8 protein-coding genes are annotated in these 13,136 nt (G+C 73.0%); 4 read left to right on the top strand and 4 right to left on the bottom strand.

Annotated features, from left to right (window positions below; translation table 11 throughout):
• Positions 1–86 precede the first annotated feature (86 nt).
• Positions 87–2,456 carry a glycoside hydrolase family 65 protein gene (locus ACZ8ZB_RS02200; protein ID WP_470736021.1) on the top strand — a complete coding sequence of 790 codons (2,370 nt, stop codon included), beginning with the start codon at positions 87–89 and terminating at the stop codon, positions 2,454–2,456.
• A gap of 75 nt (positions 2,457–2,531) precedes the next feature.
• Here the strand turns inward: ACZ8ZB_RS02200 and ACZ8ZB_RS02195 are convergent, their stop codons facing one another.
• The 3 genes from ACZ8ZB_RS02195 to ACZ8ZB_RS02185 all read right to left on the bottom strand — a co-directional run bounded on the left by ACZ8ZB_RS02195 (position 2,532) and on the right by ACZ8ZB_RS02185 (position 7,517).
• Positions 2,532–3,896, bottom strand: coding sequence for an FAD-dependent oxidoreductase (locus ACZ8ZB_RS02195; protein ID WP_470736020.1), 1,365 nt, complete (start codon positions 3,894–3,896; stop codon positions 2,532–2,534).
• A gap of 134 nt (positions 3,897–4,030) precedes the next feature.
• Positions 4,031–6,766 (bottom strand): SpoIIE family protein phosphatase, encoded by a 2,736-nt coding sequence (locus ACZ8ZB_RS02190; RefSeq protein ID WP_470736019.1) that lies wholly within the window; start codon positions 6,764–6,766, stop codon positions 4,031–4,033.
• Between the two features lie 205 nt (positions 6,767–6,971).
• The gene (locus ACZ8ZB_RS02185; RefSeq protein ID WP_470741403.1) at positions 6,972–7,517 is read right to left on the bottom strand and encodes a hypothetical protein; all 546 of its coding nucleotides are present in this window, start codon (positions 7,515–7,517) and stop codon (positions 6,972–6,974) included.
• A 693-nt stretch (positions 7,518–8,210) separates the two neighbouring features.
• Between ACZ8ZB_RS02185 and ACZ8ZB_RS02180 the strand changes: the two genes are divergently transcribed.
• Together ACZ8ZB_RS02180 and ACZ8ZB_RS02175 are read left to right on the top strand one after the other, a co-directional pair.
• Positions 8,211–8,441: a DUF397 domain-containing protein gene (locus tag ACZ8ZB_RS02180; protein ID WP_470736018.1), complete on the top strand. Its 231-nt coding sequence runs from the start codon at positions 8,211–8,213 to the stop codon at positions 8,439–8,441.
• Between the two features lie 155 nt (positions 8,442–8,596).
• Positions 8,597–9,517 (top strand): helix-turn-helix domain-containing protein, encoded by a 921-nt coding sequence (locus ACZ8ZB_RS02175; RefSeq protein WP_470736017.1) that lies wholly within the window; start codon positions 8,597–8,599, stop codon positions 9,515–9,517.
• A gap of 73 nt (positions 9,518–9,590) precedes the next feature.
• Here ACZ8ZB_RS02175 and ACZ8ZB_RS02170 read toward each other — a convergent pair whose 3' ends face one another.
• Positions 9,591–10,412, bottom strand: coding sequence for an SAM-dependent methyltransferase (locus tag ACZ8ZB_RS02170; RefSeq protein ID WP_470736016.1), 822 nt, complete (start codon positions 10,410–10,412; stop codon positions 9,591–9,593).
• A gap of 551 nt (positions 10,413–10,963) precedes the next feature.
• On the opposite strand from ACZ8ZB_RS02170, the gene ACZ8ZB_RS02165 reads away from it, so the two are divergent.
• Positions 10,964–12,649 carry a tetratricopeptide repeat protein gene (locus ACZ8ZB_RS02165; RefSeq protein WP_470736015.1) on the top strand — a complete coding sequence of 562 codons (1,686 nt, stop codon included), beginning with the start codon at positions 10,964–10,966 and terminating at the stop codon, positions 12,647–12,649.
• Positions 12,650–13,136: the final 487 nt, after the last annotated feature.

Below are 13,136 nucleotides of genomic sequence, written 5' to 3'. Positions count from 1 at the left end.
CGGAGGCCTCACCGCCGGTGACGGTTCCGGCACGGACCGCCGCGGCGCGCGGCCGCGCGGCAGCCGTCGGCGGGAGGAGCGTCGCAGTGACGGGCTGGACCTGGGAGCACGAGGGGTACGACGCCGCCGACGCACGCCTGCGGGAGTCGCTGTGCACCCTCGGCAACGGGTACTTCGCCACCCGGGGCGCGCTGCCGGAGTGTTCCGCGGACGAGGTGCACTACCCGGGTACGTACGCGGCCGGCGTCTACAACCGGCTCGTCTCCGAGGTCGTCGGACGGCACGTCGAGAACGAGGACATGGTCAACCTGCCCAACTGGCTGCCGCTGCGCTTCCGGCTCCCCGGCGAGCCCTGGCTCACCCCCGACACCGCACACGTGCTCGACCACGGTGAGACCCTGCACCTGTCCTCGGGCCTCCTGGAGCGCAGGACGCGCTACGGCCTCGGAGCCGGACGGACGCTCCTGGTGCGCCAGCACCGCTTCGTGCACATGGCCGATCCCCATCTGGCGGGCCTGCGCACCGAGTTCACCGCCGAGGGCTTCTCCGGCGCCCTGGAGACCGAGGCGGCGCTCGACGGCGACGTCACCAACGCAGGGGTGCCGCGCTACCGGGATCTGGACGGCCGTCACCTGACCCATGTGCTCACCGGCACGACCGCCGCGGACACCGTGTGGCTGCGCTGCCGCACCCGCACCTCGGACATCCGGATCGCGCTCGCCGCCCGGCTGACGGCGCCCGCGCCCGTCACGAACCGGCACGACCGCCCGCGCGCCCTGCAGAGCACCCGTCTGGACCTGGCCGCCGGGGACACCGTCACCGTCGACAAGATCGTCGCCCTGCACACCTCCCGCGATCCCGCGATCAGCGACCCGCTGCACGCCGCCGTCGACCGGGTGGTCCGGGCGGGCGGCTTCGACGAGCTGCTCCCGCCGCACCTGACGGCCTGGGACCAGCTGTGGCGCAGGGCCGAGCTGGAGGTGCCCGGCGAGGCGGGCCGCATCCTGCGGCTGCACCTCTTCCACGTCCTGCAGACCCTCTCCCCGCACACCGAGGACCTGGACGTGGGGGTCCCGGCCAGGGGACTGCACGGCGAAGCGTACCGGGGGCACGTCTTCTGGGACGAGCTGTTCGTCCTGCCGTACCTCAACCTGCACTTCCCCGAGGTCTCCCGCGCGCTGCTGCACCACCGCCACCGGCGTCTGGAGCGCGCCCGCACCGCCGCCCGGGACGCCGGGCGCCACGGCGCGATGTACCCCTGGCAGAGCGGCAGCGACGGCCGGGAGGAGACCCAGCAGCTGCACCTCAACCCCCGCTCCGGCCGCTGGCTGCCCGACCACTCCCACCTCCAGCACCACGTCGGATCGGCGGTCGCGTACAACGTCTGGCAGTACTGCGAGGCCAGCGGCGACCAGGAGTTCCTGCACACCAAGGGCGCCGAGATGCTGCTGAACGTCTCCCGCTTCTGGGCGGACTCCGCCGCCTTCGACGACCGTCTGGGCCGCTACCGCATCAAGGGCGTGGTCGGCCCCGACGAGTACCACGACGCCTACCCGGACGCCGCCGAACCGGGCCTCGACGACAACGCGTACACCAACGTCACGGCCGCCTGGGTGCTCGCCCGCACCCTGGACGTGCTGCGTGGTCTGCCCGAGCCGCGCCGCCGTGAACTCGCGGAGCGGACCGGACTGGACGCGAGGGAGCTGGAGAAGTGGGAGGAGGTCTCCCGCACCCTCCACGTCCCCCTCCACCACGGCGTCATCAGCCAGTTCGAGGGCTACGGCGAGCTCGCCGAACTCGACTGGCGGGGCTACCGGCGCCGCTACGGCGACATCCGGCGCCTGGACCGGCTGCTGGAGGCCGAGGGCGACACCGTCAACCGGTACCAGGCCTCCAAGCAGGCGGACGTCCTGATGCTCGGTTACCTCTTCTCGCCCGCCGAACTCCAGGGGATCTTCCGCAGGCTGGGGACGAGCCTGGACGAACGGACCTGGCGGCGCACGGTCGATTACTACCTGCACCGCACCAGCCACGGCTCCACCCTCAGCGGACTGGTCCACGGCTGGGTGCTGGCCCGCGCCCGTCGCGCGGACGCCTGGAAGTTCTGCCAGGAGGCCCTGCGGGCGGACATCGCCGACATCCAGGGCGGCACCACCGGGGAGGGCATCCACCTCGGCGCCATGGCCGGCACCCTCGACCTCGTCCAGCGCGGACTGACGGGTCTCGAGACCCGGGGCGGAGCCCTGTGGCTCGACCCGGTGCCCCTGCCCGAACTCTCCTCCTACGGCTTCACCCTGCGCTACCACGGCCACTGGGGCGTCCGGCTGCGGCTGGAACACGGCCTGCTGGAGATCACCGTGCCCTCCTCCGGCCGCTCCGCGATCGAGGTCCACCTCCCGGACCGCACGGTCCGTCTCCAGCCCGGTGAGACGGACCGCCTGGCCCTCCCGGAGTGACGCGCGCGGGCGCCCGCCCGGTCCAGGAGGCGGACCGGGCGGGCGCTCGGCGGCGATCCCTCGCGGGGCCGGGGGTCAGGCGCCGCTCTCCCGCAGCATGTCCTCGCGCTCCACGATCTTCACGCGCTCGCGGCCCTGCGGCTCGCCCAGCGCCTTCTCCGCGGCGTCCAGGCGGTACCAGCCCTCCCAGGTGGTGAAGCGGATGCCGCGCTCGGCGAGGAAGGCGTCCACGGCCTCCGGGGCCGGCGACGCGGGCGTCTGGAGCCGGCCGTCCGCGTAGTCCTTCAGCAGGTTCCCCACCGTTTCGTTGGCGTCGCCCTTGGTGTGGCCGATCAGGCCCACCGGGCCGCGCCGGATCCAGCCGGTGACGTACGTGGAGTCCAGGTGCTCGCCGGTCTCCTGGAGGACGCGCCCGCCCTCGTCCGGGACCGTGCCGGAGGCGATGTCCCAGGGCAGCTTGGGGAGCTTGTCGGAGAGGTAGCCCACGGCCCGGTAGACCGCGGTGACGTCCCAGTCCTTGAACTCGCCGGTCCCCTTCACGTTGCCGGTGCCGTCGAGCGCGGTGCGCTCGGTGCGCAGGCCGACGACCTTGCCGTCCTCACCGAGGATCTCGGTGGGGGACTCGAAGAAGTGCAGGAACAGCTTGTGCGGACGGTCGCCGACATCGCGGATCGCCCAGTTCTCCAGGGTCTTGGCGACCATGTCGGCCTGCTTGTTGCCGCGCCGGGTGGCGATCGAACCGTCGTCGTAGTCGATGTCCTCGGGGTCGACGATCACCTCGATGGTGGGGGAGTGGTCCAGCTCCCGCAGCTCCATCGGGCTGAACTTCGCCTGTGCCGGGCCGCGGCGGCCGAAGACGTGGATCTCCATCGCCTTGTTGGCCTTCAGGCCCTCGTAGACGTTCGGCGGGATCTCGGTGGGCAGCAGCTCGTCGGCCGTCTTGGCCAGGATGCGGGCCACGTCGAGGGCGACGTTGCCGACGCCCAGCACGGCGACCTTCTCGGCCTCCAGGGGCCAGGTGCGCGGCACGTCCGGGTGGCCGTCGTACCAGGAGACGAAGTCCGCGGCGCCGTAGGAACCGTCGAGGTCGATACCCGGCACGTCCAGCGCGCGGTCGGCTGTGGCGCCGGTGGCGAAGATCACGCCGTCGTAGAACGCGCGCAGGTCGTCGAGGTGGACGTCGGTGCCGTAGTCCACGTTGCCGAACAGCCGGATCTGCGGCTTGTCGAGCACCTGGTGCAGGGCGGTGATGATGCCCTTGATCCGCGGGTGGTCGGGGGCGACGCCGTAACGGATCAGTCCGAACGGTGCCGGCATGCGCTCGAAGATGTCGATGGACACGCCCGGTTCGGCGGCCACGTCGGACTTGAGCAGGGCGTCGGCGGCGTAGATCCCGGCGGGGCCGGATCCGACGATGGCTACCCGCAGGGGGCGGGGCATGGTCAGGTTCCCTTCGAGTGATGACAGGCGACTCGGTTGAAAGCCTAAACTGAGGCATGCCTTACCTGGTACGCGGGTCCGGTCTATGGACCCATAAGTTTCTCTTATGAGATCCCCCCGTGCGGGCTTATGCCTCACGGGACGGGCTGTTCCGCCCAGATGACCTTGCCGGCGGGCAGATAGCGGGTGCCCCAGCGCTCGGCGAGCTGGGCGACCAGGAACAGGCCGCGGCCGCCCTCGTCCGTCATGGTGGCGTACCGCAGATGGGGTGAGGTGCTGCTGCCGTCGTACACCTCGCAGATCAGGTTGCGGTCGTACAGCACCCGTACCTGGATGGGGGCGCCGCCGTAACGGAGCGCGTTGGTGACCAGCTCGCTCAGGATCAGCTCCGTGCCGAACGTCAGCTCGTCCAGCCCCCACTCGGCCAGCTTCCTGGTGACCGCCGCCCGCACCTCGCCGACGGCCGCCGGGTCCGGCGGCACCGGCCACTGGGCGATCCGGCCGGCGGCCAGCGCCCGTGTCCGCGCCACGAGCAGCGCGACGTCGTCACCGGCCCGTACCGGACGCCGGGACTCCAGTACGACTCTGCAGGTGTCCTCGGGGGAGTCGCCGGCCCGGGACAGCGCCTCGCGCAGCCGTTCCAGGCCGACGTCGATGTCGTGCCCGCGGTCCTCGACCAGTCCGTCGGTGTAGAGGACGAGCCGGCTGCCCTCCGGCAGTTCCAGATCGGCCGACTCGAACGGCAGACCGCCGAGCCCCAGCGGAGGGCCGGCGGGCACGTTCCAGAACTCCGCCCCGCCGTCCGGGCGGACCACGGCCGGCGGAGGATGGCCCGCACGGGCCACGGTGCAGTGCCGGGAGACCGGGTCGTAGACCGCGTACAGACAGGTCGCCCCCGTCACCGGTGCGCTCTGCTCGTCCTGCGCCTCGTCCTGGTCGATGCGCCCGACCAGTTCGTCGAGCAGGGTCAGGAGCTCGTCGGGCGGAAGGTCCAGCGCGGAGAAGTTGTGCACCGCCGTGCGCAGCCGGCCCATCGTGGCCGCCGCGTGCAGGCCGTGGCCGACGACGTCGCCGACCACGAGCGCGACCCGGGCCCCGGACAGCGGCAGCACGTCGAACCAGTCCCCGCCCACCCCGGCCTGCGCGGGAAGGTAGCGGTAGGCGATCTCCAGGGCGCTCTGTTCGGGCAGGGTGCGCGGCAGCAGGCTCCGCTGGAGGGTCACAGCCATGCTGTGCTCACGCGTGTAACGGCGGGCGTTGTCGATGGAGACCGCGGCCCGGGCGACCAGCTCCTCCGCGAGGGCCAGCTCCTCGACGTCGAACGGCTCCGCCTTCCGCGAACGCCAGAAGCTGACCACTCCGAGCACCAGCGCCCCGGCCCGCAGCGGCACGGTGATCAGCGAATGGATGCCGTACTCCATGACCTGCCCGGAGCGCTCCACGTCCTGGGCGTGCCAGCCCGGCGCCTCGCCGAGCCGGGGCTCCAGGACCGGCCGGCCGGCGGCGAGGCTGACGCCCTGCGGGGACGACGCGACGAAGCGGATCTGCTCGTCCCTGGGGTAGAGCGGGGCGTCCGCGTCGATCCCCGCCGACGCCGCGCGGCGCAGTACGCCGGCCGCGTCGGGGTGGCCGCCGGCCAGCACCGACTCGAACAGGTCCACCGTGACGAAGTCGGCGAACCGCGGCACGGCGAGCTCGGCGAGTTCCTCGGCCGTGCGGGTGACGTCCAGGCTCGTCCCGATGCCCACCCCCGCGTCGTACAGCATGTTGAGCCGCTCGCGTGACTCCTCCGCCCGGCCGGAGAGGGCGCGCAGCTCGGTGGAGTCGCGGACCGTGGCCACGCTGCCGGGCGGGCCGCCCGCCCGGTCGGTGGGCCGCTGGTTGACCGCCAGCAGCCGGTCGGCCACCAGATGCACCTCGTCCGTGGCGGTACGGCCCGAGGACAGCAGTTCGGCGGTGCCGGGGTCCAGGCCGAGGGACGGCACGGGCCGGCCCTCGGCGTCCTCGGGCAGGCCGAGCAGCCGGCGCGCCTCGTCGTTGGCGAGCATGAGCGTCCCGTCCCCGTCGACGATGATCACCCCTTCGCGCACCGCGTGCAGCACCGCGTCGTGGTGTTCGTACATCCGGGTCATCTCGTGCGGGCCCAGGCCGTGGGTCTGGCGCAGCAGCCGTCTGCTCACCAGGGCCGCGCCGCCGGTCGCCAGGGCGAGCGCGGCGAGCGCCGCGCCCAGGACGAGGGGCAGCTGGTCCTCCGCCGCCCCGCCGACGCGCTCGGTCGTGATGCCGGCCGACACCAGGCCCACCACCTCGCCGTCGGCGTCCTTCACCGGCACCACCGCCTGCACCAGTCGCCCGATGGTGCCCTCGACCTCCTCCACCACCGGCTCGCCGGCCAGCGCGGGCCCGACGGTGCCGACGAACCGCTTGCCGATGCGGTCCGGCCGGGGATGGGTGAAGCGGATGCCGTCGGTGTTCATGACGACGACGAAGTCGACCCGCGCCCGCTCGCGCGCCGCCTCGGCACGCGGCTGGAGCACGGCCGTGGGGTCGGGGGACTCCAGCGCCTCGCCGGTGCCCGGCGCGTTCGCGAAGGTCTCCGCGACGGCGAGCGAACGGTTGCGGGCCTCCCGCGTGCTGTCCCGCTGCACCTGGAGCACCAGCGCCACGACGGCCGCCACGACCAGCAGCAGCACGATCATCAGGTGCAGTACGAACACCTGTCCGGCGACGCTGCGCCCGCTCAGCACCGACCGCAGTCCCGCCGCCGGATGCCACCGGGAGCGGCCGTCCGCGTCCCGCCGGCGTACGGACGCCGCGGCACCGGGCCGCAGGGACGACCGGGGCCGGGAGCGACCCATGAGTCGGACCATGTGCCATGTCTACACCGCCGCGTCACGCGAGGCGAGGGACTGCAGCCACCCGACCGGCGGGTCACCGCTATGGCACCGGGCCCCCGGGTCGCGCGCGGCCGTCCCCCGTTGACCGCGCGCGACCCTCCCCCCAGCGCGCGGCCGTCCCCCGAGGGCCGCGCGCGTTCTTCGACCGGGCCACCCCGGCACGCCGTGCTCCGCGGCCTCAGTCGGCCAGGGCGCGGGCCAGTTCCGTGGTGGCACGGGCGATCTCGGTGTCCGGTTCGGCCAGCAGCCGGTTCAGGTCGCCGCGCCGGGCGCGCACCGCCTGCCGGGCGGCCCGCTCCCACACCACCGGGTTCTCCCGGCGGTTGAGCAGCTTGGGATACGCGGCGGCGGTGCTCTCCCACTGCCGGGCGTCGGCGATGGCCCTGAGCAGCTGGATGATCCCGGCCCGGCAGGTGACGTGCGGCAGCTGGGCCAGCTCCCACAGGAAGGGGACCGTGGCGGCGGTCGCCTGCTCCGTGACGAAGCCGTACTGGCAGATCCGTTTCCGTAGGTCCTCCAAGGCGGCGCGGGCGGTGCCGGCGTCCCCCCAGGCGATGCCGTTCAGCAGCAGGGGGATGGCAGCCGCCGAGCCGGTGGAGTCCTGCATGTCGGCCCACGGCACGCGGGACAGTGCCGTGAGGGGCGTGGTCCGTGCCACTCCGGTGGGGGGCGTGTGGCGCACGGGGCGCTCGCTGCTCGGCTGTTCCGTGGAAGCGCTGCGCATGGCGTGGGTGCCTTTCCGCGGCAGTCGTGTCGGACGGGGGGACGTGGCGACGACCGGGACCGCACCGTCCTGTCCCCCGGAGGGGCGGGAGGCGGGCCCCGCCCCTTTGGACGGGGCGTCGGCGATGTGCGGCCCCCGGCCGCGCGCCTCGGGGCCGGACCCGCGGACGGGCGGGCGGTCGTCGGGGCGGGACCCGGGCCGGAGGTCCGGCGCGCCCGCGCACCGCGGTGCTCCGTGCGCCACGGCGTCGGCGGCGAGTTCGGTGATCACGAGGGCGGCCTCGTCGCGGTCGCGGCCGAGCGGCCGGTCGCGCGGGGTGTCCCGGGTGAAGGGCTGCGCCCGTGCGAGGCGCGGCGTGACCGGGACGGTCGCGGGGCGGGGCGCCTCCGGCACCGGGTTCCGCCGGCGCGGTTCCGCCGTCGCCGTGCCGCGGCCGCTCGTCCGTACGACGGCGGCCGGTGGCCGGAATAACGGATGCGCAGGTGATGACACGGCATCTCCCCGGTGCGACGTCAGGACGGGGCGCCAGCACGGGGGTTGACGCCGCAGCTATTATCCACGCTGACAGTGCTCGCGTGCAATTGCACGAGAAATTGCGTGAGATTTTTTCCCGTTGCGCGGCCGGACACCGGGGCCGCGCGCAGCGGGAGACACGGGAACAGCGAGGAGACAACGGTGCCAGGAGTGCCAGGAGTGCCAGGAGTGCGGAACGGAGTGCGGGCCAGCCAGTTGGACGCCCGCTGGATCAAGAGCCGGCACAGCAATGCCGAGGGCAACTGCGTCGAGCTGGCCCCGCTGACCGACGGGGGCGTCGCGATGCGCAACTCCCGTGACCCCGACGGCCCCGCCCTCGTCTACACGGCCGCGGAGCTGGCGGCGTTCCTGGCCGGCGCGAAGGACGGGGAGTTCGACCACCTGGTCTGAACCCCCGCGACGAAGCGGCGCCGGCCGTCCGGGCCGGGGCCGGTGAAGCGGAGCTCGACGCGCCACTTCCCCGGGGCTTTCGCACGCGGATGCGGTGAGGGACAGTCAAGTGCGATAGTGTTAACTGCCCTTGTGCCGGTCCGCTGGGAGTCAGGATGTCCGCCGCGCCGCATCGAATCTCCCGTCTGGAACCCTATCTGGACAGGCCCGAGCCCGCTCCGACCCTGCTGAAGATGCTGGTCGGCGTGCAGCTGGCGGGCTTCCGCGACGATGCCGGACTGTCCCAGGACCAGGCGGCGCGCTCCGTCGGCTTCAGCCCGGCGAAGCTGTCCCGCATCGAGTCGGGCAAGGGCCGCCGCCCGCCGACCGAGGGCGATGTCCGGGCCCTGCTGACGCTGTACGGCACCGACGAGTACGAGGCCTCGGTACTGCTCAAGCTGCTCCGGCGGGCCGGGGAGCCGGGCTGGTGGCAGCGGTACGATAAGCGGCTGATGCCCGAGTGGTTCGACCGTCTGGTCGGGCTCCAGGAGGCCGCCGCCACCATTCGCACCTTCGAGATCCAGTACGTCCCCGGACTGCTGCAGACCGCCGCCTACACCCGCGCGGTGGTCGAGCGGGGACTGCCGAACGCCCCGGCCGGCGAGGTGCAGCGCCGGGTCGAACTGCGCATGCGCCGCGCCGAGCTGCTGCTGCGCGAGGCCGCGCCGCAGCTCTGGGCCGTCATCGACGAGTCGGTCCTGCTGCGCGTCCTGGGCAGCCCCGCGGTGATGCGCGAGCAGCTCGAGCACCTGGTGACGATGGCCGAGCGGACCAATGTGACGGTGCAGATCGTGCCGCTGGACGTGACGAACGCGTCGGCTCCCGCCATCCCCGTGACCTATCTGCGCTTCGGCGGGCTCGACCTGCCCGACGTGGTCTATCTGGAGCACATCAGGAGCGCCAACTTCCTCGAGGACCGCGACGAGACGGAGGAGTACCGGATCGCGCTGGACCGCCTCGCCGACGAGGCGCTCAAGCCGCGCGACTCGGTGGAGCTGCTCCGCAGGACGATCGAGGAGCGCTACGCCACGGCGTAGCGGAAGGCGCGCGGACACGCCGACGCCCCCGTGGGACCCGAGAGGTCCGGCGGGGGCGTCGCGGCGTCAGGGGTCACAGCGGGATCCGGCCCACACCGCCGAACTCGATCCACTCGTCGGTGAGCTGGCGGGGCGCCACCTCGGTGTCCGGGCGCCAGGTGGACACCTCCACCAGGCCCGGCTCCAGGATCTCCAGGCCCTCGAAGTACGACTCGACGTCCTTCGGCTCGCGCACCCGGCCCCAGTTCCCGTGGGTCGCCCGGTCCATGAAGTCGGTGACGAACGCGCGGACCTCGGCGTCGTCGCTGACGAGCTGGCACATCACCATGAAGCTGCCGGGAGCCAGTCGCTCGCGCACCCGGCGGACCAGGGCGAGCGGACCGTCGGCGTCGTCGTCCGGGATGCAGTGGAAGACCGAGTTGAACAGCACGCACACCGGCTCCGAGAAATCGATCAGCCGCCGGGTCTCCGGGTGGCCGAATATCCCCTCGGTGTCGCGCATGTCGGCCTGGATGACCACGGTGCGCTCGTCCTGTTCCAGCAGGGCGCGGCCGTGCACCAGGACCATCGGATCGTTGTCGGTGTACACCACGTGGGTGGTCGGGTCGATGCGCTGCGCGACCTGGTGGACGTTCTCCTGGGTGGGCAGGCCGGAACCGTGGTCGACGTACTGCCGTATCCCGTGCTCCTGCGTGAGGGTGCGGACCACCCGCTGGAGGAAACGCCGGTTGTTCAGCGCCAGGCGGCGGGTGCTGGGCACCACCTTGTCGAGTTCCTCGGTCGCGGCGCGGTCCGCCGCGTAGTTGTCCTTGCCGCCCAAGTAGTAGTCGTACATGCGCGCTGCCGTCGGCACGGTCGCGTCGATCTCGGTGGACAGCTGCTTACGGGTGTGCATCGTTCCCCCTGCGGGCCGCGCCAACTGGACTGGCTGGACAGGGAGTACATCCTAGGGAGCCCCGGAGGGGCCGTGCCAGCCCGTCGGTGAAGGTCACCCGGAAGGAACGCCGCGCCGGCCGCCCGTGATGACCGAGAGTGCCGTGAAGGGTGCGCGGGGTGAGCGCTCGCGCTCCGGAGAGGGGTGCGCCCGGGACGACGCCGTCTCCCCGGGGGAGGCCGGACCCCGGGCAGCTCGACGGACCGGACCGCGAACCCCTGAAGCCCGCGCACCCCTCACGCGCCCGAGATGCCCGCCCGGCGGCACGGGCCACCGGGCCGGGAGCCGCTCTCCCCCTGCCGTCCGCGGACCCTCCGCCGACGCGCCGGACCAACACGATGATCAAGGTGCTGTCGCCGCGGGTCCCCGTCGGCGTGTGACCGGTCCGGGCGGCGGATCCCCGCCGACGCCTGCGGCAGCGCTTGTGCCCCGCTATCGTCGGTTTCGTCCCTACGGGACCTCCGTCGCCGGCGACACCGGCGGCCGGCCATCCGCTGCCCCGGGAGGCACGCATGGACGACTACTACGACCTCGGCGACCACCGCAGGCCCGTGACGACATCCTCCGCCGACGCCCAACTCTGGTTCGACCGGGGACTGATGTGGACGTACGCGTTCAACCACGAGGAGGCGGTCTCCTGCTTCGGGAGGGCGGCCGAGGCCGACCCGGACTGTGCCATGGCCCACTGGGGCATCGCCTACGCCCTGGGCCCCAACTACAACAAACCCTGGGAGGCCTTCGACGGCGACGAACTCGCCGGCACCGTCGCACGTACCCACCGGGCGGTGGAGCGGGCGCACGAGAAGGCCGCGCACGCCACCCCCGTCGAGCGGGGCCTCATCGAGGCCCTGCGCGCCCGCTACCCGCAGGCGGAGGCCGTACAGGACTGCTCGGTGTGGAACGAGCCCTACGCGGACCGGATGCTCGCCGTGTACGAGAACGCCCCCGGCGACCCGGACGTGGCCACGCTCTGCGCCGACGCCCTGATGAACCTCACCCCCTGGCAGCTGTGGGACCTGCGCACCGGCCGTCCGGCCGACGGCGCCCGCACCCTGGAGGCCAAGGCCGTGCTCGACGGCGCGCTCGCCACCGACGCGGGCGCCCGGCACCCCGGCATCCTCCACCTGTACATCCACCTGATGGAGATGTCCCCCGCTCCGGAAGCCGCCCTCACCGTCGCCGACCGGCTGCGCGGCGCCGTGCCCGACGCCGGGCACCTGAACCACATGCCCTCGCACCTGGAAGTGCTGTGCGGCGACTACCGCCGGGTCGTCTCCGACAACACCGCCGCCGTCGCCGCCGACGAGAAGTACCTCGAGCGGGCCGGCGCCATGAACTTCTACACGCTCTACCGCGCCCACAACCACCACTTCAGGATCTACGGCGCCATGTTCGCCGGCCAGTCGGAGGTCGCCCTGGACGCCGCCGCGCGGCTCGAGGCCGCCGTCCCCGAGGAACTCCTCCGGGTGCAGAGCCCGCCCATGGCCGACTGGCTCGAGGGGTTCCTGGCGATGCGCGTCCACGTCCTGATCCGCTTCGGCCGCTGGGAGGACATCCTGGCGCTGCCGTACCCCGCCGACCCGGAGCTGTACTGCGTGACCACCGCCATGCTCCACTACGCCCGGGGCGTCGCCCTCTCCGCGACCGGCGCCACCGACGGGGCCGAGGCCGAGCGGGACGGCTTCCGCGCGGCCGTACGCCGCGTCCCCGGGACCCGGATGCTGTTCAACAACACCTGCCAGGACGTCCTCGCCATCGCGTCGGCGATGCTGGACGGCGAACTCGCCTACCGCAAGGGCGAGTACGACACCGCCTTCGCCGCGTTGGAGCGGTCCGTCGAGCTGGACGACAACCTGCCCTACGACGAGCCCTGGGGCTGGATGCAGCCCACCCGGCACGCCTACGGGGCGCTGCTGCTGGAACAGGGCCGTGTCGAAGAGGCCGAAGCCGTGTACCGGGCCGACCTCGGCCTCGACGGCACGCTGCCCCGGCCCCTGCAGCATCCGGGCAACGTCTGGGCGCTGCACGGGTTCCACGAGTGCCTGCTGCGCACCGGCAGGGCGGGGGAGGCCGCGATCATCGCCCAGCAGCTCAAGCGGGCGACCGCGCTGGCGGACGTACCCGTCGAGTCGTCCTGTTTCTGCCGGCTGGAGCCCCACCGCCCGGTGACCTCCGGTGCGGGCCGTCCCTGCCACTGAACCGGCCCGGGCGGGCCGGTCCAGCGGGCCGGGGGATGCTCCCTCAGCTCGCCTCGACGACGTCCTGGAACGTCTTCATGCAGGAGAAGCAGTGCCGGTCCGTCACATGCCGACGAGTCGACTCGTCCTGCTTCTCCACTCCGCAGAGCGTGGATGACTTGTCCGACGTGAGGACATGCCACACCAGCTCCCCCGAAGTGTCTGCACCGCACCACATCTCGTGCATTTCCAGCTCCCTCCGGGTAGGCATGGAGGCCGCTTCCATACCAGCACGGCCCGGGTCCGGACGGCTCGTCCGGCGAGCCGGTCGGGTGATGTGCGGGCCCGGGACGCATACCGGCGGTACCGGCCGGATCCCGGAAGGACCACGGGTGAGCGGGCACGGGGGGACCACCGGCCCCGCGCACTCCGGCCGGGACGCGCAGGCTCCCGGAGGACGGAGGGCCGCCGGACGGTCCCGCCCCGGCCGGGCGGACCGGCGGCCGGG

The sequence above is a fragment of the Streptomyces sp. 12E genome (assembly GCF_055633275.1).
This window is presented reverse-complemented; position numbering and strand designations above follow the sequence as displayed.